The following is a 23,316-nucleotide window of genomic DNA, read 5'->3' on the forward strand; positions in this document are numbered from 1 at the left end:
AAGCCACCGGAACGATACCCTGCAATTTCGTGGCCCTGGCCCCATGTCGCATCCGCCCGCACATCATGGCGCTGCCTAGGATATCTTGGACGAAGACAGCATGAGCAATTCATTGAGCCGACTCGCCACCCATGCCGCGTATGGCGCCAGCCAACTGCCGCGCCTTGCCTGGTACGTCGGGCATGGCGTTGCCATGCGCCGGCTGTCGCAGGTGGCCCGCGTCCAACAGAACGAGAGCAAGCGGCCTCGCGCCCGCACCAGCAAGCCGGTGCCGGATCGGCGCCGCCTGCTGGCCGACATGGCCATCCTGCTCCGCCAGGACGTCGCCAACATCAACGCCGGACTTTACCCGTTCCCAATCGACCATGATGGATCACTGTGGACCCGGCTCGACCGCTCGCGCCTGTTCTTCGCGGATTTGCCTGAAATCCATCGCCGCCGAGAGAATGGGATGAGCAGCGAAGTGCTCAGCCCGCAGTTCCTCGGCAAGCGGCCGCGTTACTATCTGCAGAACTTTCATTTCCAGTCAGGCGGCTGGATGACGGATGAATCCGCCCAGCGTTATGATACCCAGGTCGAGGTGTTCTTCAGCGGCACCGCCAACGCGATGCGCCGGCAAGCCTTGCCCGCGCTGCGTGAGGCCTTCGCCGAGCGCGACCAGCGCGGCTTGAGACTTCTTGATGTCGGCTGCGGCACGGGGCGCTTTCTCGATTCGATCAAGCAGACCTGGCCACGGCTTCGCATCACCGGCCTCGATCTGTCGGAAGCCTACATTCGCGAGGCGAAGTCTCATCTGCGCCGCTGGTCCCACACTGATCTGTTGGTCGCGAATACGGAGGCGATTCCGCTGCCGGACGCCAGCCTGGACGCGGTGACCAGCACCTTCCTGTTTCACGAGCTGCCGCCGAAGGCCCGCCGTAACGCCTTCGCGGAATTCGCACGCGTGTTGAAGCCAGGCGGCCGGCTGATTGTGCTGGATTCGCTGCAGTCCGGCGATGATCCGGATTACGAGGGCACGCTCGAACTCTTTCCGCAGAACTTCCACGAACCGTATTTCACCAGCTACACCAAGGAAAATTTTCCCGAGCTCTCGCAGGATGTTGGACTGGCCTACAGGCGCGACGTCAGAGCCTTTGTGTCCAAGGTCATGGTGTTCGACAAGCCGTCGTCATGACCCGCCGCCATGCGACCGCGTTCCATCAGCATCTTCCTCCCAGCCGATCGCGCGCCGAAGGAATGTCATGCCGAGGGCGGCGAAGCGCGCGATCTCCGCGTTGTCCTTGCCGTAGCCGTGGCCGCCCGCTGCCGGTTCATAAAATAACGCATCGTAGCCCATGGCCTGCAGCTTGGCGGCCATCTTCCGGGCATGGCCGGGATGCACCCGGTCATCGCGACGGGTTGTGGCAAGCAGGACAGGCGGGTACGGCCGTCCCGGTTCGGCCGTGTGATAGGCGGACAGCTTGCCCAAATACGTCCAGTCCTCCGGCTTGTCCGGGTTGCCGTATTCCGCGATCCAGCTCGCGCCGGCCAGCAATCGGCTGTAGCGGCGCATGTCGATCAGCGGGATGGTGCAGAACAGCGCGCCGAACCGCTCGGGATAGCGGGTCAGCATGTTGGCGATCAGCAGGCCGCCATTCGAGCCGCCTTCCGCCGCGATCCGCTTCGGCCTTGTCACGCCGATCCGCACCAGGTCGGCGGCGACCGCGGCGAAATCGTCGTGGCTGAACCGCTTGCCGGCAAGCCGGCCGGCTTCGTGCCAGCGCGTGCCGAACTCGCCGCCGCCGCGGATGTTCGCCAGGACCGTCGTGCCGCCCCGCTCCAGCCAAAGCTTGCCCGTGGCAATGCGGTAGCTGGGCAGGGACGAGATGCCGAAGCCGCCATAGGCGGTCAGGTGCACCGGTGCCTCGCCGGTCGGCTTCGGTGGCCCGCACATCACATACGGGATGCGTTCGCCGTCGCTGGAGACGGCCTCATGGCGCGTCACCGCCAGCCCGGTGGCGTCGAACGCCGGCGGCAGCCGCTTCAGTACCGCCGGCGTGGCACTGCCGGCGCCGGTCAGCAGCAGGGTAGGCGGCGTCACCGGATCCTGCGCGATGGCCAGCAGGCTGCCGTCGCTTTCCTCCGCCTCGTTGTCCAGGCGCCAGGCGTTCACCGTGCCGATCGGCGGCAGCCCGGTTAGCGGCACAGGCTGCCAGTCCGTCGGGCTAAGAACCAGATAGACCGGCCGCAGATCATCCAGCACGCTCAGCAGCAGCCGCCCGCTGGTCCAGAAAAACCCTTGCAGGGCAAGACGCGGTGCCGGCTCGAACACCTTGGTGAAACGTCGGTCGCCGGTCAGGAAGTCGTCCAGCCGGATTGCCGCCACCACGTCCGGCTGGAAGGTCTCGGTCCCCGCCGTCCAGGCCGAGCGGCCACGCACTGCCAGCCAGTCGGCGTCCCAGGTGAACCATGCGTCGGTCGGCAGGTCTACAAGCTGCTGCGGCCCGGTGCGGTCGCCGAACCAGACCTTGCTGTCGAAAAATCCGGTCCTCTCCGCGAAGATCAGCCGCTTGGTAGCGCGGTCGAGGCCGCCCCAGGCGCTCATGTTCGCCGGGTCGGTCTGGAACAGGACCGGACCGTCGGCCCACGCCGAACCACGGCGCCAGAGGCGGACGCTGCTGGCATAGCCGGATGCGGTGGCGCCGCCCAACGCGGTGGACAGCAGCAGCGTGTCGTGATCGAGCCACTCGACGCCGCTCTTTGCCTCCGGCAGCACGAAGCCGTCCGTCACGAACCGGCGCGCGACGAGATCGAACTCCCGCAGCACGACCGCATCGCTGCCGCCCCGCGACAACCGGAGCATGGCTCGCGCGTGCTCCGGCGGCAGCGTCACGGCGCCCTGCCAGATCCAGTCCGCGGCCTCGGCGGCGGCCAGCGCGTCAAGGTCCAGCAGGACATCCCAGTCCGGTGCCGCGGCCCGATAAGCGTTTAGCGTCGTCCGCCGCCAAACCCCTCGCCGGTGATCGGCGTCCTTCCAGAAATTGTACAGCAGGCCGCCGCGGCGCGTTGGCACCGGCAAGTTGTCGGGCCGGTCCAGCAGGCCGCACAACATGTCCCCATCGGCCGTGAGGCGCGCGCCGCCCAATCGTTCAATCGTGGTTCGGCTCTGCATATCCGCCCAGGCGGTGGCACCGGCGCCGTCCACCTCCTCGAGCCAGAGGAACGGATCGTCATCGGGATCGGCCAACGTCGGGCGCGGGTCGCTCATCCTTGGATGGATCGGCGGCATTGTTTGAAGGTCTGCACTCTCAAGGCCAGCGCACCTCCGGCGGCAGGCTCATGAGGATCGCCTCCACGTTGCCGCCGGTCTTCAGGCCAAACAACGTGCCGCGGTCGTGGATCAGGTTGAATTCCACATACCGGCCGCGGCGGACAAGCTGGTGGTCGCGCTCTGCCTGGGTCCAGGCCTGCGTCATCCGCCGGCGGACAATGCGTGGATAGATATCAAGAAACGCCTCCCCGACCTCGCGGGTGAAGGCGAAGTCCGCCGCGGCATCGCCGGTGGTATGATGGTCGAAGAAGATGCCGCCGGCACCGCGCGGTTCCTGCCGGTGCGGCAGATAGAAGTAGCGATCGCACCAGGCCTTGAACGTCGCGTAGTAGCCCGGGCCGTGCCGATCGCAGGCGAGCCGAAGCCTCGCATGGAAGTCGGCCGCGTCCTCGATCGCCTCGGGCGTATCGAGCCGCATCGGCGTCAGGTCGCCGCCGCCGCCGAACCAGCCCTTGGTGGTCACCAGCATGCGGGTGTTGAAATGCACCGCCGGCACCAGCGGACTTTGCATATGCGCGACCAGGCTGATGCCGCTGGCCCAGAACCGCGGGTCCTCCGCCGCGCCCGGAATCTGGGCGCGGAAATCCGGGCTGAACGTCCCCCAGACGGTGGAGACGTTTACCCCGACCTTCTCGAACACCCGGCCGCGCAGCACGCTCATGATGCCGCCGCCGCCCCCTGCCTCCGCGCCAAGTGGAAACTCCGCGCCCGCCTCGGTCGGGCGAGTCCAGGCGGTGCGTTCGAACCGCCCTGCCGGCCCGTCGGCCAGCGGCGCATCCCGCGGCAAGTTTTCCTCGATCGCCTCGAACGCGGCGCAGACGCGGTCGCGCAGGGACTCGAACCAGCCGCGGGCGTCCGGCTTCAACGCCTCATAGGCGCTGTTCGAGGCCAAAACCGATGGAGCTTCGTTCATCAAAGGGCTTGTTCCAGCACAACAGTCAGGCTAACCCCCTTGTCGCCGGTATTGCGAGAAAGCGGGAGCGGTTGAAAGAATGCGACAATTATGATGAACGGGGCAACCTGATCCTTGGCAATTCGCCTGTTCAGGCCAATTGTTCAATTTAACAGCAACCAGCCGCTCAGTCTTCTTGGCTGAAGCGGCAATTTGAGGCAAAGATGGCTGATCGATACGCCGCTACCGCGCCCTTCAATAAGGTCGCTAAACGCGAACCGCCGCAATCGATTGCCGGCGCCGCGGCGGTTGCTGGCGCCAGGATCATGACCTTGCCGCTTTGTGACGCCCCGCTTTGTGGCGCAACGCATCCACCCAGCAACGTGCTGGCGCTGCCGTTGATGCACATTGGTCTGACGCCGGTCACCAAGGCTCAAGCCACTACAGTTGCATGGCAGGGCAAGCCGAACTTCGTCCGCCACGATCTGGCGTTCCCGCTTACGTGATTGCATCCGATACCAAAATCAGCGTCGGCTGACACCGTCAGTCTTCCGCCCGCGACAGGAAACCAGCCATGGCCGGCATGAGCAAGAGTGATTTCGCCAATCCAGTGATCAACTGGATCGACACCCGTCTGCCTATCTTCTCGATGATCCAGAAGGAATACGGAGTTTTCCCGACTCCCAAAAACTTCAATTATTTCTGGAATTTTGGTGCGCTGGCATTGGTGACTTTGGTCATCATGATCGTGACCGGCATCTTCCTGGCGATGAACTACCAGCCGAACACGACACTCGCCTTCGACTCCGTCCAGCGCATCATGCGCGACGTCAACTATGGATGGATGATCCGCTATATTCATCAGAACGGCGCGTCGATGTTCTTCATCGTCACCTACATCCATATCTTCCGTGGCTTGTACTATGGCTCATACAAGACGCCGCGCGAACTGCTGTGGATGCTGGGGGTGGTAATCCTGCTGCTGATGATGGCGATCGCGTTCATGGGCTACGTTCTGCCCTGGGGCCAGATGTCCTACTGGGGTGCGACCGTCATCACCAACCTGTTCTCGGCTTTCCCGATTGTCGGCTCGAAGATCGTCACCCTGCTCTGGGGCGGCTTCAGTGTCGACAACCCGACCCTGAACCGGTTCTTCGCCCTGCATTACCTGCTGCCGTTCGTGCTGGTGGCAGTGATCTTCCTGCACGTTGCCGCGCTGCACATCACCGGTTCCAACAACCCGTTGGGCATCGACGTGAAATCGCCGCAGGACACGCTGCCGTTCCACCCGTATTACACCATCAAGGACAGTGTCGGCATCTGCGTCTTTCTGCTGGTCTTCGCCCTGCTGGTGTTCTTCGCGCCCAACTTCCTGGGCGACCCGAACAACTTCATTCCCGCCAATCCGCTGCAAACCCCCGCTGACATCGTGCCGGAGTGGTACTTCCTGCCGTACTATGCCATCCTGCGCTCGGTGCCGAACAAGCTGCTGGGCGTCTGCATGATGTTCGCCTCCATCCTGGTGATGTTCGTGCTGCCGTGGCTCGACACCTCCCGCGTCCGCAGCGCGCGGTTCCGCCCGATCTACCGCCAGCTCATCTTTGTCTGGGTGGCGGCGTTCGTCGGGCTCGGCATTTGTGGCGCCCACAGGCCAGAGGGCATTTGGGTTGTCCTCAGCCGGGTTTGCACGGTCTACTACTTCCTGCACTTCCTGGTGATCCTGCCGGTCCTCGGCAAGCTGGAACGGCCGCTGCCGTTGCCGGAGAGCATCAGCCGTCCCGTCATCGGCAGGCGAGGCGGCGGTCCGCTGCCATCCGGCGCCGCCGCGAAGCCGATGGAGAAAGCCTGATGCGCACGCCGCGTTTCCTGCTGGCCGGCACTTTTGTCGCCAGCCTGGCCGCTGCCGGTTCCTTAGCCACGCCGGCGGTGGCGCAGGACGAACCCCTGCCGCACCAGAAATGGAGCTTTGCAAGCCCGTTTGGCACCTTTGACCAAGCCGCGCTTCAGCGTGGATTCGAGATCTATTCCCAGGTCTGCTCCAACTGCCATTCGATGACGCTGATGCATTACCGGGACCTCACCGGCATTGGCCTGAATACGGCGCAGATCCAGGCGGTCGCCGCCGCCGTGACCGTACCGCAAGGCGTTGATGATCAGGGCCAGCCAAAGGATGGGCCGGCCTCGCCAGCCAGCCAGTTCCGCTCGCCGTTCCCCAACGCCAAGGCAGCGTCGGCCGCCAACAATGGCGCCGTGCCGCCGGACCTGTCGATGATCGTCAATGCGCGGGAGGGCGGACCAAACTACGTCTATGGCGTTCTGACCGGCTTCGTCCCGCCACCCGCCGGCTTCAAGGTTCCGGAAGGTCTGTATTACAACAAGCAGTATCCGGGACATCTGATCCACATGCCGCCGCCGCTGCAGGACGGCACCGTCAGCTACACCGACGGGACAAAGGATAACCTCGCACAGGAAGCCCACGACGTCGTCACCTTCCTAAGCTGGACTGCAAACCCCGAGATGGTGGAACGCAAGCAGCTTGGTGTGCGTGTCGTCCTGTTCCTGGTGTTCATGACCGGTCTCACCTATGCCGTGAAGCGCAAGGTCTGGTCCGACGTCCACTGATCCAACCCAGCCGGTGATCGGGATCATCGGCGGCTCCGGCCTGTATGATATCGACGGCCTGGAGGCAAAGACCTGGCGCCGGGTCGAGACCCCGTGGGGCACGCCGTCCGACGAGCTGCTGTTCGGGCGCCTCGCCGGCATTGACTGCGTCTTTCTGCCCCGGCATGGACGCGGCCATCCGACATCGCCGACCCACCTGAACTATCGCGCCAATATCGATGCGCTGAAGCGCTCCGGCGTCACCGACGTGATCTCGCTATCGGCGGTCGGCAGCCTGAAGGAAGCGTTGCCGCCCGGCCATTTCGTCGTCGTGGACCAGTTCATCGATCGAAGCTTCGCGCGCGAGAAAAGCTTCTTTGGCGACGGCATCGTGGCACATGTCTCCATGGCGCAACCGGTCTGCACACGGCTCGGCGACGCCTTGCACGCCGCCGCCGCCAACCTGGCGCTGCCAATTACCCGTGGCGGCACCTATCTGGTGATGGAGGGCCCGCAGTTCTCCACCAAAGCGGAAAGTGAGCTTTATCGAAGCTGGGGCTGCAGCGTCATCGGCATGACCAACATGCCGGAAGCCAAGCTCGCCCGTGAAGCCGAGCTTTGCTACGCGACGGTTGCGATGGTGACGGATTTCGATTGTTGGCATCCGGGCCACGACCATGTCACGGTTGAAGCCGTGGTCCGAGTTCTTCTGGCCAACGCGGATCACGCGCGGTCGCTCGTGCAAAGCGTTGTGCCGGCGATCGGGCAGAAGCGGTCGCTGTGTCCCTGTGGCTGCGACCGCGCGCTCGACCATGCCGTGATCACTGCATCCGATCGCCGCGATCCGGCGCTTGCGGCGAAACTGGATGCCGTCGCGGGGCGTGTGCTGACGTCCTGAAAGCACGGGTGTCAAAGGGGCCCGCCGCCTTTGGTCTACCGATCAGCGGTCTCGGTCTTTTTCGGCTCGGTCAGGGACTTCGTCACCTCGGTTGCCTGCCTGACTTCAACCGGGCTCGCCGCCGCCGCGCCGGCGCCCAGTTTCACGCCGCCATCAGGCTGCGGCACGGTGATTGGTTTGACCTCCACAGGTGCGACGCCCTGTTTGCCGATGTCCAACTGTGTCGCGACCTTTGGGGCGAGGTCCACGACCCGCCCGTCGACGTATGGTCCGCGGTCCTCGATCTTCACCGTGGTGGTTTTTCCGTTCGCCAGGTTTGTCACCTTCGCCACGCTTCCCAGCGGCAGCGTCTTGCTGGCCGCGATGTTGGAATTCGGGTTCATGCGGCGGCCGTCCGCCATCTTTCGGTTGGCGAAGTGACTGGCGTAGAACGACGCGCGTCCACGTTCCTTGCGGCCCGAGCGGTCGACATGCACCCCGCCATGCGGCGTCGTATCCGGCATCTTGTCCAGACGCTCGGCCTCCTGCTTCGCTTGCGGCGAGTCTGGCGACAGTTCGGCCGCGATTGCGGCAACTGGTACACTGCCGATCAACCCAGCGAGCATAAGCGCACGCCATGCTGTCATTATCTTTGTCTCCTTCTTTGTTCGGTATAGGATGCGAAAGCAGAAGGTTCCAATCAACACGACGAATTTGTTCCTAAATAGGAACAAATGGGATGAGCCTGCGTATCTCGCTATCGCCGCGGATACGGTGAAAAAGACCTGCGAATCCAGACCTTGATCTGGAACCGGCACTCATTCCCGCGCAGCGCCACGGTCCGCTTGAACGCAACGTCCTGGTGCAGTCAAATTAATTTGAAATGTGTTACGGTATGGTGGAAAGATGTCATCGCCATGTCGCCGGTCTACTTCCTCTGCGCGCCCGCGTTCTCCCACACAACGTCGAGACAGCGGGACTTCTTCAGGCCAGACGATAGGGGCTGTCTCTCAACGGGTAAATATTTGGAATGGTTAATGATCTTGAAGGCAGCATGTGTCGGAGTCGACCAATCAGCATGCTGACGCAATTCCTAGCCATTCTCATGGCTTTCCTGTCCCTGAACCTGATCCAGCCGCGATCTGCCCAGGCCAATGGGTCAGCGGACGCGATTGCCGACGTCGTTGCGAAGGTCGGGCCTGCGGTTGTCAGGATCGTGACCGTGAAACCGGCCAAACCGGCAACCGATAAGCCAGGAATGGATGTCGCCAGCGCCTCGGGCGAGAAAAACACCATGGCAATAGGATCGGGCTTTCTGATTGATCCATCCGGCTTCGTGACCACGAACAAGCATGTCATCGAAGACGCGGTCGCGGTCTATGTGGCAACCGCCGATGGTGTCCGCCACAGGGCGTCCATCATCGGCATCACCTCGAAAGCGGACATGGCGCTGCTGAAGATCGATACCGACAGACCGCTGCCTGTCGTTCGGTTTGGCGACAGCGACAAGATGCGCGTCGGCGACACGGTCATCGCCATCGGCAGTCCATTCGGCTTCGATGAGACCGTCACCGCCGGCATCGTCAGCGCCATCAACCGCGACATCATGGAAAGCCCGTTCGACGATTACATTCAGACCGACGCACCAATCAATCATGGCAACTCGGGCGGCCCGCTCTTCAACCTGTTGGGTGAGGTCATCGGCATGAACAGCGTCCTGTATGCGCCCAGAACCTCCGCCGGTTCGGTCGGGCTCGGGTTCGCCATCCCATCCAATGAATTGCATTTCGTCATGCGGCGTCTGATGAAGGATGGTCAGATCAGGGCAGGCATGCTGCCGATCCGCACGCAGCAGCTCACCTGGAGGATCGCGCGGGCAATCGGCGCGCCCGGCCTGCATGGCGCTCTGGTCGACTCGCTCGATACCGGGGGCGACGACATGATGAATGGTCAGATCAGGTCTGGTGATGTGATCCTCGCGTTTGACGGGCAGCCCATCTCGGATCCGCGTGACCTGGCACGGAAGGTGGCACAGGCACCGATCGGCGGCGACGCCTTCCTTGACATCTTTCGCGACGGTGCGCGGCAGGTCGTCCACGTGGCGATCCAGGGATGGCCTGAAGGCAGGCCGCCCGTGCTCCGCGAAACCTCGCCAAGCAGCTTTGGCCTGCAACTGGCGCCGGCATCGAAAGACGGCGTGCTGGTGAGTGCCGTTGATCCGACCGGCTCAGCGGCCGACAGCGGCATCCAGAAGGGCGACGTTATTCTGCAGGTGCAGCAGCAGCCGGTGTCCGATCCCGACCAGGCGCTGCGCGTTCTTCAGGCGACCCGCACGAACAAGCGCGCCTTCACCGCGCTTTTGGTGGAACGCCACAAGCAGCGCACATGGATCGCGATCGCGGTTCCCGAGTAGGGACCTGTTGCGGCGTGCCAACCAGACCATGAATGCCTGATTGAACAGCGCTGGCGTGAGATCCGTCGTGGCCGGCGCACGCTGGCGTTCGGCCGCGATGCCGCCGAAGCCCCGCCTTTCAGTCAGGTCGGGCGCTCCCGTCGCGTTGCGACCGACCGCCCTACGCGCGCCGCGCAATGTCATGCATCATGGGACCGTTCTCACCACCAGCACGGAGTCGCCTGATCATGCATCCATGCCGCCGTCGCTTGGCCCTTGCTTTCGCTGTGTTCGTGCTGGCCGCGCCGGCGCTCGCGCAGCGGCCCGATACAGGGACATCGCCGCCCCCGCCTGGGCCGACAGCCCCTCAGGCGAGTCCTCCTCAGGCAGGCCCGTCGCGCAACCCTGACGCCGCGGACCGTGACATGATGGCCAGCATGGAGAAAATGGCCCAGGACATGACAGATGTGCCGATGACCGGCGACCCGGACCGCGATTTCGCCGCGATGATGATCCCGCACCATCAGGGTGCCATCGACATGGCGCGGGTGGAGCTGCGCTACGGCAAGGACCCGACGCTGCTGCGACTGTCCCACAAGATCGTGGCCGCCCAGACAAGGGAAATCACCCAGATGCAGCGCTGGCAGCTCCGCCACCATCCATCGCAATAAGACATCCCGCATGATCGCCTGCTTATACGTCGCCTTGGGTGGCGCCCTGGGCAGCGTCGGCCGGTATGGTTTTGGGCTGATGGCAAGCCGCGTGTGGGGCGACGCGTTTCCCTGGGGCACGATCGCCATCAACATCGTGGGCAGCTTCGTCATCGGCTTCGTCGGCGCGTTGACCGTGGCGGACGGCGCCATGCCGGCCGGTCCAAACCTGCGAGCCTTCGTGATGGTGGGCGTCTGCGGCGGGTTCACCACCTTCTCCTCGTTCAGTCTGCAGACATTCTCCCTCGCACGGGACGGCAACTGGTTCGGCGCGATGGGCAACATCATGCTGTCGATCGTGCTGTGCCTGTTGGCCGTCACCGCCGGCCAGATGTCCGCCGAACGGATCGGCGCCGGGCGGAAGCAGGCAGGCTTCATGTCACCCACGATACTCGCGTTGCTGGATCGGCCCGAGACGGCTCGTTCGGTGCTTGCCGCGGCCGCGCTGGCGGCGGATCGGTTCGGCTCCGGCCGCATCGAGGCGCTGCACATCCGTTACGACGCGATGGAAGACTTCATGCCCACCGAAGACGTCATGACGGAGGATCGCCAGCGCGAAGTCGATGGCCGCGCCGCCCGCCGCACGGCGGAACTGCACGCCCTGTTCGATGCCTGGCTGCCCCGCGACGACGCGGCGACGTGGCGGGACGTGACGGGGGAGACCGCGAAGATTGTCACCGCCGAAGCCGCCAATGCCGGCCTGATCGTCATGGGTCGGCCGCCCGCCAGCCACCCTGGCGGCATGCGTCAGGCCCTGCATGCCGCACTGTTCGACGCTCGCCTGCTGACGTTGCTGGTGCCGGACGTTGCGCCAGGCGTGCTAGGGCAGCACGTCGCGGTCGCCTGGAAGCCGAGTGAGGCGGTGGACAAGGTGATCGAAGCGGGGCGGCCGCTGCTGCTGCGGGCGGATCGGGTGACCGTGCTGATCGGACGGGAGGAAGCCGGCCATGAGGCGGAGCCAGCCAATTTGCTCCGTGCGCTCACGAACGCCCATGTGCCCGTGGAGGTGAAGCGCTTCCAGGTCGGCGGCCGGAGCATTGGCGAGGCTATCCTGGCCGAGGCGCGCCTCGTCGAGGCCGACCTGCTGGTGATGGGTGCCTACACGCGCAGCCGGATCATCGAGATGATGCTCGGCGGCGCCACCCGCGACGTTCTGGCGAACGCCGATCTGCCGGTGCTGCTGCATCATTGATCTGCGGCGGACATACCGTGCCTGGGATCATAAGAAGGCGCATGGCGGGCAAGACCCACGGAATCAGCCCGCGCCGGCGCTATTTCGCTCCGTCGATTTGCGTCAGGTAAGCAACAATGGCCGGCACGTCCTCCGCCACGATGGGCGCTTTGTAGGTGGTCCGCATCTTGTTTACCTCCGTTTGCCAAACGGACGCCGGCAAGGGCGGCTGGGTCAGCACCATGCCTGGTGAATGGCAACCGGTGCAGTTGTTGTTGACCGCCTCCGCTCCAGCGGCATTCGGGAAGGACCGGTCGCTGCCAGGAAGGTCAACGCTCACTGAGTGCAGGGTAACACCGGCGGCCGTGACAGTGGAGGAGTCCGCGCGCACGGCGCCAGACCCCCTGACGGCGGCCCACATGACGACCGCAAGCACGACAACGATGCGGTTGACTTGGGAATTGCTGAACACGGCCATGGCGAACCTCCTCGGTCAGGCTTCGCGAACGGTCAGATGCACGCTCTCGATGACATTGCGCATGAAACCGCCACTGTTCCAGTTCGGCTGCGATGGCTGGACCACACCCGCGGTGTTGGTGCACCGCGCCATCAGGGTCAAGACGCCCGATGCCGGCGCGCGGACCTCGGCTGTCCACTGCCGAAACCCATAGGTCCCTTCGTCGCGGCCTAGTGTTGTATTCAGCCAGGTCTTACCGCCATCGGCGGACAGGTCCACCCGCGCGACGCCACGGTCGCCGCCGAAGGCAATCCCACGCACGGCCACCGGTGCATCACGCCTGATGGTGGTTGCATCGGACAGGTTGGTGAAAAACGATCGTGGCACCATGCGGTTGATCGGCACGTTGTTGAACCCGGTCTCGCCGGGCTTGACGCTGGCACCCGGCGTGTCGGGAATGAGATAAGCCGCCTTCATCCAGTAATTCTCGTCCGGCGCGTCCAGGACCTCGATATCGTTCAGCATCTTGACCCAGTAGGTCGAGTACCAGCCGGGCACGATCAGGCGCAGCGGAAAGCCGTTCAGCAGCGGCAGTTGCGCCCCGTTCATCTGATAGGCCAGCATGACCTCACCGTCGCGCGCATGATCGATGCCGAGCGACTTCATGAAATCCGGTGCGCCATCCACCACCGGCTCATCCAGGCCATTGAAGCGTGCGGCGACGGCGCCGGCCTTGACGCCGGCGCGGTCCAGCACGTCGCGCAGCCGCACGCCGGTCCATTTCGCGTTGCCCATGGCGCCGTTCGCCCACTGGCCGCCGGAAACGCGTGGCTGGAACAGGCCGCGTGAATTGCCGGAACACTGGTTGACCGCGGCAAGCTCGACCCGCGGCAGAGCCAGCACATCCGCCATCGACAGCGTCAGCAGCTGGTTCACCTGACCGCGCACCGTCAACCGGAAGGCCGCCACGTCGATCTGTTCGGGTATCACCCCCCAATGCCAACGCACGAAGAACTGGTCGTTCGGGGTGAAGACATCGCGGTCGAACACGGGAAACGGGGTCTCCAGCAGCGGCGGCCGGGTCCGCTGCAGGATCATCTGGCCCTTTTCCGGAAAAGCCGTCGTCAGCGCCCGCTCATCTGGGCCGCCCGGAAGGTCGAGTTTGACGACGTCATCGGCCCAGGCTGGTGCCGCGGCGAGCATGGCCGCCGCCGCCTGCAGGACATGACGCCTGCTTCGAGCGTGATTGATCCATTCCAGGCTTGACATGCCCCATCTCCTCCAATCGCGTTCATCCGACGGCGGTCTCGCGGCAGGATGGTAGGGGCGCCTTAACCGTCCGCCCGGACAGCATCACCTGTTAAAGCGCGATTGGTTTAGGTTGACCCACGAATCGCGCTTTAACTCGTTGTTTGATCGCGTGATTCACGCTTTCTGACTGGGTCAGCCTCAGGCAATCACGCTCTAGTGAAAGACAACAGGCCGATATTGCTCCCACGGGACATCACTCGCGGGAGAACCGGGCGCGCTGCATGACGACGCCCTGCCTGCCGCCGTGTCGTCTGCTACTGCACCGTCGATTTCGGCGTTGGCACGATCCGCGTAATCACCATGGCGGAGCGATCCAGGTACTCCGGCGTTCGCGGCGCGATCTGCGTCTTCCAATGATCCGACTCATAGACCGCCTTGTACAGGGCTTCCCGCTGCGTCTCGCTTTCGAACCGGCGCAACCAGACGTACACGGACGCATCCGTCTCGCCCTGGAAGCTGCCGCAGATCACCATGCCCTTCGACATCTGGAAGGGAATGATCTCCTGTTCCATCATCGTCACCCAGTCGTCCATCTTGCCGGGCAGCACCTTGTATTGGCGCAGTTCGTAGAATGCCATCGGTTCCTCCTGTCAGGATCGGGACGCCCCCGCCTGCTTGCCAGCAAGCCACGATCCGCGTCGGGACGCAACGTTCGCGGCCGGTTCAGCGCGCCGTGGCCGGCGTCTTCCCGCCTTCGGCGTTCTGTTGCTGGGCGGGCAGCGCCTTGCCGCCCGCCTCGGCCCGCGCCTGACGCAGCAGGTTGCCGCACCGCGCGTCCTGCGCGTCCGAGGTGCCGAACTGGATCGTCGGCAGGATCGCCAGCGGGGCGAACAGGATGCCAAGCCCCACCGCCGCGCCCGCCCGCGCCGCGACCTCCGCCGCCGGGCGGATGCTCGGATCCCTGAACGTGCCGCCAACATCGATGTCGGTCGGCAGCGACAGGACACTGAAGTGTTTGGCGGCGGTTTTTAGATGCAGGTCGACCTTCTCGTCCCGCAGATCAACATTGCCGCCAACGTTGGTCAGCGCCTCACCGGTATCGAGCAGGAACGCCTTGAAATCTAGTACTCCGCGCTTCAGCGGCAGGTCGCCGACAAAGCACTGCACGTCCGTCTTCTGCGGAATGCCGAGTGCCGAGAGCAGGGCGTTGCCGAACTGAAGACCGGTCAGATCGACCAGCAAGGCTGACAGGTTGCCGCCGGCCATCGCCATCTTCACCCCGCCATCTCCGTTCGCCATCAGCGATGCCATCGAGTTGCCGGTGCTGTCGATCGTGCCCACGCCGCTGACGGTGCCAGCTCCCTTGAAGGTGTGCGTCGCCGCCATCAGGCGCGACACATCCAGGTTCTGCATGCGCAGATCGATCTTCGCCCGCACGTTCTTTGTCGATTCAGGCGTCAGGTCGACATCGCCGGTCAACTGTCCCTTGCCGACACCAAGGCTGATCGGGTGCACGGTGATGCGCCCGTCCACCACGTCCAGCACGACCGTAAGGTTGTCGAACGGGACGTCCTTGCCTTCGATGTGCGCGCTTTTATAGCGCAGGTGGATGTTGGCCCAGGTCAGCCGCGGCACGCTGATCGGCGTGTTCGGCAGCAACTCCGGGCTGGCTCTCGCCGCCGCGACCTCCTTGCGCTGCCGCGGCGTCTCATCCTTGCCGTTCAACTGGCCCGGCTGGCCGCCGATGAAGCCATTGAGGTCGGTCAGGTCAACCCGGTTCGATCGCAGGTCCATCGTGACATCTGGAATCTTCTTCTTGCCGGTTTCGGCCGCGTCCGGTTTCTCCTCGATGCTGCCCTCGACATCGGACTGGCCCAGCCGGCCACGAAAATCCTCGAACTTGATGTCGCTGAGACCAGCGAAATCCAGCTTGCCCGCCACTTCGTACGAGGGTGTCTTGGGAATTGGAAAGCCTACCAGCGGCTCCAGCAGCCCCATGTCCGGGCCGCTGAAACGCAGGTTCAGGTCCGCCCCCTTCAGCGCCAGCGGATCCCGCACCGTACCCTTCAGCCCAACATGGGTGGGACCGTTCGCCACCGTCAGGTCGATCGGCCAGGGATGCTCCTTGTCGCGCAGCGACAGCAACGCGCCGCCAACCAGGTGGGCCTCGATCGGCTGGGCGGCGTAGGTGCCGTTAGCGCTCACCACGATGGACGAGCCGTTGCCCGCATCGTCCCGCGTGGCGATCCGCGCCTTGAAATCAGCCTTCAACTGCGGCAGCACGACATGCGCATCACCGTCGGTGATCTTCAGGTCACCGATCTTGGGCGACGCGCCGCCGCCGCCGCCGCTTCCAGTCGAGAACTTGAAGTTGGCGGAGCCGTTCGTCGTTTCGGCCGCGTAGACGACAGGCCGGTCGAGCCCGATCAGCGGCAGGACCAGGCCGTGGCCCTGGATGTAGGCCCACACATCGGCCTGCACCGTCAACTGCTTGACCGATGCCAGCGGCGGATCGCCGCTCCGCCAGTCCGGCGGGTTGGCGATCACCACGTCGTCCGCGGCGATCTCGGTGACGCGGCCCAGCCGGACGTGCAGGTGGGCGATGGTGACCGGCCGGCCAAGCGCGGCGGAGGCGCGGGACTGCACGATTGGGATGAACCAGTCCCAGTTCCAGAACACGACCAGCAGAACGATCAGCACCACCGGAATGCCGACCCAGAGCAGACGTCGTGTGGTGCGGCTACCTGTCATGCAGACGTAACGGGCCGAATCATCGAAGGTTTCCGATTGGTTTCCGCACAGATCATAAAAGCCTTGTGTAGTAAACGTATCGAATCTTCAAGCGCGGAATGTCACCGGCAGGCGGCTGCCGCTACCGATCCTCCAGCCAGCCCAGCAGCGCGTTGCGGAACGGCAGCACACTCTTGTAACGCAGGATTTCGACTGGCAACGCCCGCACCGCGGCAGCCAGCGCCGCCGCCCGAGCGGGCCTGTCGATGGCTTGGGTCAACGGGTAGACATGCACGCGGATGCCGAACAGCACCGCCTCACTCGCCGGCAGGCGCCGCAGCGTCTGCCGCTCCACCCGCAGGAACAGCCGCGATCCCGCGTTCTCCGGCGTGACGTCGCTGCCCCCATCGACCCGCCATTTCCCTTCCGGCTGGAACAGCGCCGGATCGTCCAGCACCGACCAGTTCAGCCGGGACGCGATCGGCCCCACCTTCAGATGCCGCATGAACCGGTCCACCGGGCGAGCCAGGCGGTCGGCGTAGAACGGCACCGGACCGTGAACGCCGACCAGCGGTTTGCCGATCTTGTCGATCAGCCGCCACCGGCTGGGAAAGCACAGCACCGCGGCGGTGAACACCGGCCCTTCGGCACCGTTCTGGATCACGCAGAGATCCTCCTGCACCAGCCTCCCCGCCAGTTCCAGCGGGTCCAGCGCCGGGTGTTCCAGATCCCACGTCTCATGGCTCAACTGGTTGTGCAGCCTCTGGCCCTGGCGGCTGAACCAGTCCGGGTGATGCGCCGTCAGGGCCGCCGCGATCAGCGCCAGCGCCTCCGCCCGCGCCGGACCAGAGGCAGCGCCGGCGGCGAATACCTGATCATGCGCGGTTTCCAGCAGACGCCGGCGCTCCGCCATGTCCGGCTTGTAGGCCTGGTCGAGTTCAAACCACGCCGCCTCCGGCACGGTCACCAGGTCCATCGCCATGCGATAGGGTGCAGCCTCGAACGGCAGATGCACCGCCTGCTCCGGCAGCGGCCGCATCGTCTCAACCGCTCAGGAACGATCGGATGAGCATGATCTGCGCCGGGTCGAGCAGCGCTGGCGCGTGCCCGGTCTCCGGCACCTCGGACAGCACGGCGCCGGACGCCGCCATTCGGGCGGCTGTCTCCGCCAGCAGCAGATCGCTGGCCGCACCGCGGATCACCAGACGCGGCATGCGAATGCGGTCCCACAGCGGCCACATGTCCACATCAGCCGGATCATGCCCACGCAGCGGTTCGGCGATGCGGGGGTCGTAGTGCATGGTAAGCCGCCCATCCGGCAGCGCCCGCGCCGAGTTGCGCGCCAACTGCGCCCATTGTTCGTCGGTCAGCGGTCCGAACGGCGCATGGATCAGGCGCAGATGCCGCTCGATCGACTCAATATCCGGAAACCGCGACATCAGCGGCGAGTCGCCGGAAGCCACCATGTAGTCCCGGATCCGTGCCAACGCGCCGGCCGGGATGAACGGACCGATGTCGTTCAGCACCACCCGGGTGATCGGCGTGCCTTCGGCGGCAGCGATCAGCATGCCGCAGACGCCGCCCAGGGAGGTGCCGACCCAGGCGACCGTCGTCCCGATCCAGGCCAGCAGGTGCGTCAATGCGGTGACATAGTGCTGTGCCTGATACAGCATCGGATCGGCGAGCCAGTCCGACTCTCCGCGCCCCGGCAGGTCAGGGCAGATCACCCGGAACCGGTCGGCCAGGCCGGCTGCCAGCGCATCGAAATCCCGTCCGTTGCGCGTCAGGCCATGCACGCAGACCACCACCGGCGCCGCCGGATCGCCCCACGCCTCGAATGCCATGCGGTGAAACTGGCCGGCGAGCAGGTAGCGGACCGAGCCGGCCATGGGCGCATCGGAACGGCGCACCGCAAAAGGGGATGCCACGGAAGGGGGCGCCACGCAGGACCGGGCATCCGCAGGCAGCGAACCGGGGAACGGCGCGCCCATCAGACCACCCCCTTCTCCCGCAGCGCCGCGACGGCAGCCGCGTCCAGGCCCAGGCGGTCACCCAGCACCGCCTCGGTGTGCTCCCCCAGCAGCGGCGGGGGAAGCCGGTAATCCACCGGTGTCGCCGACAGTTTCACCGGATTGGCGATCATCTTCACCGGCTGGCCGGAGCCGTGCGCCATCTCCAGCACCATGTCGCGCGCCAGCACGTGCGGGTCGGAGAATACCTCGGACAGCTTGTTGATCGGGCCGCAGCCGATCTTCAGCGTCTCCAGCCGCTCGACCCACCAGCCAGTCGGCTGCTGCCGCATGATCGGGCTTAGGGTGTCGGTGACAAGCTGGCGGTTGCCGACCCGCGCGGCATTGCTGACGAAGCGCGGATCCTCCAGCAGATGGGTCAGCTTGAAGGCCTCGCAGAAGCGCTTGAAGGTGGCGTCGTTGCCGATCGACAGGACCATGTGGCCGTCGGCGGTGGGGAACACCTGATAGGGCACGATGTTGGGATGCTGGTTGCCCAGGCGCACCGGATTCTCCCCGGTCGCCAGGTAGTTCATGCCCTGGTTCGCCAGCCAGGCGACATGAGTGTCCAGCATGCCGATGTCGATCTGCTGGCCTTCCCCGGTCAGGTCGCGGTGCCGCAACGCCGCCAGGATGCCGATGCAGCCGTACAGGCCGGCGAACAGGTCGGCCACCGGCACGCCGACCTTCTGCGGCAGGCCATCCGGCTCGCCGGTCAGGCTCATGACGCCGCCCATCGCCTGGATCAGGCTGTCGTAGCCCGGCCGCGGCGCATAGGGACCGGTCTGGCCGAAGCCGGTGATCGAGCCGTAGATCAGCCGCGGGAACCGGGCGCGAAGCTGCTCGTAGCCGAGACCGTATTTCGCCAGCGCGCCGACCTTGAAGTTCTCCACCAGGATGTCGCTGCCGGCGATCAGCTTCAAGGCGATCTCCTGCCCTTCCGGCCGGCCGATATCCAGGGTGACCGATTGCTTGTTGCGGTTCACGCCGACGAAATAGGCGCTTTCACGGGTGCCCGACATGGTTGGCGGGGCGAAGCCGCGGGTGTCGTCGCCGGCACCGGGCCGCTCGATCTTGATCACCTCCGCGCCAAGGTCCGCCAGCATCTGCGCACAGGTCGGACCGGCCAGGACACGGGTCAGATCGAAGACGCGCAGGCCCCGGAGCGGACCGGTGGCTTGTACGCCCGCAGGTTCTGTCATATCGCCCTCCAGTTGTAGTTGATCTTTCGCAGCACAACTCGGTAAACAGTCTAGATCGCCAAGAGGCAAGCGACCAATCCCGAGAGCGGGATATGGCCGAACAGCCCGGGACGGGGATACACGGAAAATGACTCAGGACTCGATTGAAGGACCGCGATCCTGGCACGCCGCTCTGCTGACGTTGCTGATTCTGTCGATTTCGTTTGGCTCGCCTCTGATCATTGTTGTTGGCCTGAAGCCGATGCAGGCGGCGCTGCATGTCGATCGCGGCGTGCTGTCGGTGGTGGCGGCGCTGGTGTGGATCGGCAACGGTCTCGGCGGTATCCTGATGGGCTGGCTGGCGGACCGCATCGGCGTGCGCCGGACGGTGATGCTGGGCGTGACCATGATGGCGGCCGGTCTGGCCCTGTCCAGCCTGGGGACCATCTGGGCGCTGCTCGTCGGCCATGGCCTGCTGATCGGTTTCCTGGGCAATGGCGCCATCTATGCGCCGCTGATAGTCCATGTCAGCCGCTGGTTCGATCGCCGCCGTGGCACCGCCATCGCATTGATATCCTCCGGCCAGTATGTCTCGGGCATCATCTGGCCCACCGTCATGCAGGCCGGGATCGATCGCTATGGCTGGCAGGCGACGATGCTGGCCTACGCCGTGGTGGTGCTGGCACTGTTGCCGCTGCTGCCCCTGCTGCATGCCGCCCCGGAAGCCAAATCCTCGCCGCTCGGCCCTGCCGCCGGCTTGCCTGGCGCCGGCCAAGCCGTCCTGGGCATGCCGCCCAATGTCGCGATGGCACTGATCTGCCTGGCCAGTTTCCTCTGCTGCGTGCCGATGGCGCTACCGGCGTCCCACCTTGTAGCGCTCTGCGGCGATGTCGGAATTCCCGCCGTCCAGGGCGCCGCGATGCTGTCGGTGATGCTGGCCTGCGCCTTTCTGTCCCGCCAGTTCTGGGGCGCCTTCGCCGACCGCTTCGGCGGCCTGCGCACCATAATGACTGGATCATTCTTTCAGATGCTGGCAATCGGCGCCTTCATGCTGACCCGGAACGAGATTGGCCTGTTTACCATCGCTGGCGCCTTCGGACTTGGCTTCAGCGGCATCATACCATCCTATTCGGTGGCCATCCGTGACCTGTTCCCGGCGAAGCAGGCGTCCTGGCGCATCCCGATGGTGTTGTTCACCGCGATGTCCGGCATGGCGGCCGGCAGTTGGTTCGGCGGCTGGCTGTATGATGTGTATTTGTCCTACACGGTCGCCTTCGGCGTCGGGGTGCTGTTCAACCTCGGCAACCTCGTGGTGATCGTCGCGCTTGTCAGCCGCCTGGCGCGTGATCCCGCGCGGCGGCGCTCCGGCCTGATGCGGGCGAAGGTAGGCCAGGGCGCTGCCTTGGACCCGCAAAGGGGCTGATGCCCCTTTGATCCCCGTCCAGGGATTTGGCGGAGAGGGGGCTACTCAGTCGTTGCAACCGCCTCGGTCGCCCCCTCTCCGCCAAATCCCTAAATGGGTTCCAAGGGCGTCAGCCCTTGGCGGGGTTCGGGGCAGCGCCCCGATCTTGCTTCCTCTCACGCCGCCGCTCCGCGGCGCAGCAGCACCAGCATCAGCAGCATTCCCGGCACCGCACCGGCCATGCACACACCATAGAACAACGGCCATCCCAGCGACGCTGCCATCACGCCGGACACCGCGCCAAGCGTGTGAATGGCAAGCTGCGGCAGCGAGGACAGCAAGGCGTATTGGGTCGCCGCGAATTCCCGCGCGCACAGGGCTGACAGGAACGTGAGGAATGCCGCATCCGCCAGACCCTGGGCAAATGCCTCCAGCGTGACGGTTGCATACAGGGTCGGCTGATCGCCGGCCGCACCCGCCAGCACGACGTACATCCCCATCGCCACGGTCTGCGCCCAGCCGGTGATCAGCAGCGTTCGCCCGACACCGATCCGCGTCACCAGCCAGCCGCCGAAGGTGATCCCGGCCAGCGTCGCGCCAAGCGAAAACAGCCCGGTTCCGGCGATCGCCGCCTTGTCGAACCTCAGATGCCGGTAGAACGGCGCGGTCATCAGGCCGGCCATCGCCTCGCCCAGCTTGAACAGCGCCACGAACGCGACGATCAGCAGCGCCGAGGGCCGCGCCAGGAACGATCGCACCGGCTCGACCACCGCATGACGCAAGCCGGCGGCCGGACGTCCAGGGCTGGGCGGTTCGCCCGGCGCCAACAGCGTGATGCCACAGCCGCAGGCCATCAGGGCGGCGCCCCCCAGCAATGCTGCGCGCCAGCCGAACAATCCAGCCGCGGCGATGATGCCGGTGGTGGAAACCAGCAAGGCGATCCGGTAGCCCCACACATAAGCCGCCAGTGCGACCCCCTGCCGCCGCTCCGGAAAGACCTCGATCCGCCAGGCATCGATGGCGATGTCCTGAGTCGCCGACAGGACCGCCACGCCGGCCGCGGCACCAAATGCCAGCATGGGAACCCCCAGGACCAGAACCCCCGGATCGGCCAGCGCCAGCAGCACCGCGGCAACCGCCAGCAGCGGCTGGATCAGCATCAGCCAGCCGCGTCGTCGCCCCAGCACGCGCAAGCCCGCCATCGGCGGCGGCTGGTCCAGCAGCGGCGCCCAAAGGAATTTCAGTGAATAGGCAAGGCCGATCCATGCCGTCAGCCCGACCACCGCCAGCGAGACCCCGCCATCGGACAACCACAGACGCAGCGTGAAGCCGGACAGCGGCAGCGGCAGCCCCGAGACGAAGCCATAGGCCGCCATCACCGCCAGTTGCCGATCAAGGCGCATCCGCCGGACTTACGCCATGATCGGTTCAGAATGCATCATCACCAGCGTCCGATCATGGCTTGACTCCCGGTCTGATCACGCGATCCACGCCTTCCGACGGGTGAACCTCGTGGCATCACGCGCTACGCCGGAATATTCGCATCCCCCCGGCCCAACGCGCGCTGCATGGTCACGACATCGACCCAGCGGCCAAACTTCACACCGGCGGACTTCATCGTGCCAATCATATGAAAGCCCAGGCTGGCATGCACCCCGATCGAGCCGACATTCTCCGAATCACCGATCACCGCGATCATTTGCCGCATCCCCTGGGCGGTGGCGAGTTCAATCAGCTTCGCCACCAGCGCCTTGCCAACGCCCTGGCCGCGCACGTCCTCGCGCACGTAGATGCTGTCTTCAACGGTATAGCGGTACGCGGAGCGTTCGCGAAACGGTGTATAATAACCAAACCCGAGGACGCCGGTCGCATCACAGGCCGTCAGCCAGACGCAGTCCTGCCGCATGACCTTGCGCAAGCGTGCCAGCATCTCCTCCACCGGCGGCGGCTCTTCCTCGAAGGTTCCGGTTCCGTTCAGGACGTGATGCGCGTAGATGGTCTGGATGTCAGCGATGTCGGCTTCCGTTGCATGTCGAATATCCATATCCGTCACATTCCTTCCTGATCGCTGCCCCGAGACTATGCGGAAATTTTCGCCTTGACGACTGGCCGTTCCACGGCACGCCACGAATAATGGGGTTTCGCTGCTGACCCTCGCCTGACAGTATCGGAAACGTCGTAAGGCGCCAGCTTTGTTCGGCGGCGGTTCTAGTGCGATGTCGAAATAAAGATTTCTGTTGGATCGCCGGCTTCAATTCGACATAATCGTGACCGTGATCGACAAGTCGCCGAGATAATGACGATTTGGGGATGTGGTTCGCGGAAATCGGCCC

21 protein-coding genes are annotated in these 23,316 nt (G+C 64.9%); 9 read left to right on the forward strand and 12 right to left on the reverse strand.

What is annotated here, in order from left to right:
- Nucleotides 1-100: 100 nt before the first annotated feature.
- Nucleotides 101-1,174, forward strand: a complete 1,074-nt coding sequence (locus ACQY4S_RS26540) for a class I SAM-dependent methyltransferase (RefSeq protein ID WP_428488180.1) — start codon at nt 101-103, stop codon at nt 1,172-1,174.
- On the opposite strand, the gene ACQY4S_RS26545 is transcribed toward ACQY4S_RS26540, so the two are convergent.
- On the reverse strand, nt 1,169-3,247 hold the full coding sequence (locus ACQY4S_RS26545; protein WP_428488181.1) for a prolyl oligopeptidase family serine peptidase: 2,079 nt from the start codon (nt 3,245-3,247) through the stop codon (nt 1,169-1,171). The two genes, ACQY4S_RS26540 and ACQY4S_RS26545, sit on opposite strands and share 6 nt — an antisense overlap.
- A 40-nt stretch (nt 3,248-3,287) precedes the next feature.
- Complete coding sequence (hemF, locus tag ACQY4S_RS26550) at nt 3,288-4,223, reverse strand: oxygen-dependent coproporphyrinogen oxidase (protein ID WP_428488182.1); 936 nt, start codon at nt 4,221-4,223, stop codon at nt 3,288-3,290.
- Nucleotides 4,224-4,426: 203 nt separating this feature from the next.
- Between hemF and ACQY4S_RS26555 the strand changes: the two genes are divergently transcribed.
- The 4 genes from ACQY4S_RS26555 (at nt 4,427) to ACQY4S_RS26570 (ending at nt 7,701) form a co-directional block, all read left to right on the forward strand.
- Entirely contained in the window at nt 4,427-4,708 is a 282-nt protein-coding gene (locus ACQY4S_RS26555; protein WP_428488183.1) for a hypothetical protein, read from the forward strand.
- Between the two features lie 68 nt (nt 4,709-4,776).
- Nucleotides 4,777-6,051 (forward strand): cytochrome b, encoded by a 1,275-nt coding sequence (locus tag ACQY4S_RS26560; protein ID WP_428488184.1) that lies wholly within the window; start codon nt 4,777-4,779, stop codon nt 6,049-6,051.
- Nucleotides 6,051-6,824, forward strand: a complete 774-nt coding sequence (locus tag ACQY4S_RS26565) for a cytochrome c1 (RefSeq protein ID WP_428488186.1) — start codon at nt 6,051-6,053, stop codon at nt 6,822-6,824. Before ACQY4S_RS26560 ends, ACQY4S_RS26565 begins: the two co-directional genes overlap by 1 nt.
- A gap of 13 nt (nt 6,825-6,837) precedes the next feature.
- Nucleotides 6,838-7,701 carry an S-methyl-5'-thioadenosine phosphorylase gene (locus ACQY4S_RS26570; RefSeq protein WP_428488187.1) on the forward strand — a complete coding sequence of 288 codons (864 nt, stop codon included), beginning with the start codon at nt 6,838-6,840 and terminating at the stop codon, nt 7,699-7,701.
- 35 nt (nt 7,702-7,736) lie between these two features.
- Here the strand turns inward: ACQY4S_RS26570 and ACQY4S_RS26575 are convergent, their stop codons facing one another.
- Nucleotides 7,737-8,327 (reverse strand): septal ring lytic transglycosylase RlpA family protein, encoded by a 591-nt coding sequence (locus ACQY4S_RS26575; RefSeq protein ID WP_428488188.1) that lies wholly within the window; start codon nt 8,325-8,327, stop codon nt 7,737-7,739.
- A 431-nt stretch (nt 8,328-8,758) separates the two neighbouring features.
- On the opposite strand from ACQY4S_RS26575, the gene ACQY4S_RS26580 reads away from it, so the two are divergent.
- The 3 genes from ACQY4S_RS26580 to crcB all read left to right on the forward strand — a co-directional run bounded on the left by ACQY4S_RS26580 (nt 8,759) and on the right by crcB (nt 11,974).
- The gene (locus ACQY4S_RS26580) at nt 8,759-10,093 is read left to right on the forward strand and encodes a trypsin-like peptidase domain-containing protein (protein WP_428488190.1); all 1,335 of its coding nucleotides are present in this window, start codon (nt 8,759-8,761) and stop codon (nt 10,091-10,093) included.
- A 227-nt stretch (nt 10,094-10,320) separates the two neighbouring features.
- Nucleotides 10,321-10,743: a CopM family metallochaperone gene (copM, locus tag ACQY4S_RS26585; protein ID WP_428488191.1), complete on the forward strand. Its 423-nt coding sequence runs from the start codon at nt 10,321-10,323 to the stop codon at nt 10,741-10,743.
- A 10-nt stretch (nt 10,744-10,753) separates the two neighbouring features.
- Nucleotides 10,754-11,974: a fluoride efflux transporter CrcB gene (crcB, locus tag ACQY4S_RS26590; RefSeq protein ID WP_428488193.1), complete on the forward strand. Its 1,221-nt coding sequence runs from the start codon at nt 10,754-10,756 to the stop codon at nt 11,972-11,974.
- Nucleotides 11,975-12,053: 79 nt separating this feature from the next.
- On the opposite strand, the gene ACQY4S_RS26595 is transcribed toward crcB, so the two are convergent.
- From ACQY4S_RS26595 to ACQY4S_RS26625, 7 genes are all read right to left on the reverse strand, one after another.
- Nucleotides 12,054-12,431 carry a c-type cytochrome gene (locus ACQY4S_RS26595; RefSeq protein ID WP_428488194.1) on the reverse strand — a complete coding sequence of 126 codons (378 nt, stop codon included), beginning with the start codon at nt 12,429-12,431 and terminating at the stop codon, nt 12,054-12,056.
- A 15-nt stretch (nt 12,432-12,446) separates the two neighbouring features.
- Entirely contained in the window at nt 12,447-13,679 is a 1,233-nt protein-coding gene (locus tag ACQY4S_RS26600) for a molybdopterin-dependent oxidoreductase (protein WP_428488195.1), read from the reverse strand.
- A gap of 296 nt (nt 13,680-13,975) precedes the next feature.
- Nucleotides 13,976-14,299: an NIPSNAP family protein gene (locus tag ACQY4S_RS26605; protein WP_428488196.1), complete on the reverse strand. Its 324-nt coding sequence runs from the start codon at nt 14,297-14,299 to the stop codon at nt 13,976-13,978.
- A gap of 85 nt (nt 14,300-14,384) precedes the next feature.
- Nucleotides 14,385-16,412 (reverse strand): AsmA family protein, encoded by a 2,028-nt coding sequence (locus ACQY4S_RS26610; protein ID WP_428488197.1) that lies wholly within the window; start codon nt 16,410-16,412, stop codon nt 14,385-14,387.
- Between the two features lie 121 nt (nt 16,413-16,533).
- Nucleotides 16,534-17,430, reverse strand: a complete 897-nt coding sequence (locus tag ACQY4S_RS26615; RefSeq protein WP_428488198.1) for a heme-dependent oxidative N-demethylase family protein — start codon at nt 17,428-17,430, stop codon at nt 16,534-16,536.
- A 4-nt stretch (nt 17,431-17,434) separates the two neighbouring features.
- Complete coding sequence (locus ACQY4S_RS26620) at nt 17,435-18,319, reverse strand: alpha/beta fold hydrolase (protein WP_428488199.1); 885 nt, start codon at nt 18,317-18,319, stop codon at nt 17,435-17,437.
- 62 nt (nt 18,320-18,381) lie between these two features.
- On the reverse strand, nt 18,382-19,602 hold the full coding sequence (locus ACQY4S_RS26625; RefSeq protein WP_428488200.1) for a CaiB/BaiF CoA transferase family protein: 1,221 nt from the start codon (nt 19,600-19,602) through the stop codon (nt 18,382-18,384).
- A 127-nt stretch (nt 19,603-19,729) separates the two neighbouring features.
- Between ACQY4S_RS26625 and ACQY4S_RS26630 the strand changes: the two genes are divergently transcribed.
- Entirely contained in the window at nt 19,730-21,004 is a 1,275-nt protein-coding gene (locus ACQY4S_RS26630; RefSeq protein ID WP_428488201.1) for an MFS transporter, read from the forward strand.
- 155 nt (nt 21,005-21,159) lie between these two features.
- On the opposite strand, the gene ACQY4S_RS26635 is transcribed toward ACQY4S_RS26630, so the two are convergent.
- Both ACQY4S_RS26635 and ACQY4S_RS26640 read right to left on the reverse strand, forming a co-directional pair.
- A complete protein-coding gene (locus ACQY4S_RS26635) occupies nt 21,160-22,386 on the reverse strand; it encodes an AmpG family muropeptide MFS transporter (RefSeq protein ID WP_428488202.1) in 1,227 nt (408 codons plus the stop codon).
- Nucleotides 22,387-22,508: 122 nt separating this feature from the next.
- Entirely contained in the window at nt 22,509-23,027 is a 519-nt protein-coding gene (locus tag ACQY4S_RS26640) for an N-acetyltransferase family protein (RefSeq protein ID WP_428488203.1), read from the reverse strand.
- Between the last annotated feature and the right edge of the window lie 289 nt (nt 23,028-23,316).

This window comes from Rhodopila sp. (genome assembly GCF_965276935.1).
Taxonomy (GTDB): domain Bacteria; phylum Pseudomonadota; class Alphaproteobacteria; order Acetobacterales; family Acetobacteraceae; genus Rhodopila.

Bases quoted from the DNA above. Each gene is read 5' to 3' on its own strand.
- ACQY4S_RS26540 (WP_428488180.1), top strand. From the start codon at position 101: ATGAGCAATTCATTGAGCCGACTCGCCACCCATGCCGCGTATGGCGCC.
- ACQY4S_RS26545 (WP_428488181.1), bottom strand. From the start codon at position 3,247: ATGAGCGACCCGCGCCCGACGTTGGCCGATCCCGATGACGATCCGTTC.
- hemF (WP_428488182.1), bottom strand. From the start codon at position 4,223: ATGAACGAAGCTCCATCGGTTTTGGCCTCGAACAGCGCCTATGAGGCG.
- ACQY4S_RS26555 (WP_428488183.1), top strand. From the start codon at position 4,427: ATGGCTGATCGATACGCCGCTACCGCGCCCTTCAATAAGGTCGCTAAA.
- ACQY4S_RS26560 (WP_428488184.1), top strand. From the start codon at position 4,777: ATGGCCGGCATGAGCAAGAGTGATTTCGCCAATCCAGTGATCAACTGG.
- ACQY4S_RS26565 (WP_428488186.1), top strand. From the start codon at position 6,051: ATGCGCACGCCGCGTTTCCTGCTGGCCGGCACTTTTGTCGCCAGCCTG.
- ACQY4S_RS26575 (WP_428488188.1), bottom strand. From the start codon at position 8,327: ATGACAGCATGGCGTGCGCTTATGCTCGCTGGGTTGATCGGCAGTGTA.
- ACQY4S_RS26580 (WP_428488190.1), top strand. From the start codon at position 8,759: ATGCTGACGCAATTCCTAGCCATTCTCATGGCTTTCCTGTCCCTGAAC.
- copM (WP_428488191.1), top strand. From the start codon at position 10,321: ATGCATCCATGCCGCCGTCGCTTGGCCCTTGCTTTCGCTGTGTTCGTG.
- crcB (WP_428488193.1), top strand. From the start codon at position 10,754: ATGATCGCCTGCTTATACGTCGCCTTGGGTGGCGCCCTGGGCAGCGTC.
- ACQY4S_RS26595 (WP_428488194.1), bottom strand. From the start codon at position 12,431: ATGGCCGTGTTCAGCAATTCCCAAGTCAACCGCATCGTTGTCGTGCTT.
- ACQY4S_RS26600 (WP_428488195.1), bottom strand. From the start codon at position 13,679: ATGTCAAGCCTGGAATGGATCAATCACGCTCGAAGCAGGCGTCATGTC.
- ACQY4S_RS26605 (WP_428488196.1), bottom strand. From the start codon at position 14,299: ATGGCATTCTACGAACTGCGCCAATACAAGGTGCTGCCCGGCAAGATG.
- ACQY4S_RS26610 (WP_428488197.1), bottom strand. From the start codon at position 16,412: ATGACAGGTAGCCGCACCACACGACGTCTGCTCTGGGTCGGCATTCCG.
- ACQY4S_RS26615 (WP_428488198.1), bottom strand. From the start codon at position 17,430: ATGCGGCCGCTGCCGGAGCAGGCGGTGCATCTGCCGTTCGAGGCTGCA.
- ACQY4S_RS26625 (WP_428488200.1), bottom strand. From the start codon at position 19,602: ATGACAGAACCTGCGGGCGTACAAGCCACCGGTCCGCTCCGGGGCCTG.
- ACQY4S_RS26630 (WP_428488201.1), top strand. From the start codon at position 19,730: ATGACTCAGGACTCGATTGAAGGACCGCGATCCTGGCACGCCGCTCTG.
- ACQY4S_RS26635 (WP_428488202.1), bottom strand. From the start codon at position 22,386: ATGCGCCTTGATCGGCAACTGGCGGTGATGGCGGCCTATGGCTTCGTC.
- ACQY4S_RS26640 (WP_428488203.1), bottom strand. From the start codon at position 23,027: ATGGATATTCGACATGCAACGGAAGCCGACATCGCTGACATCCAGACC.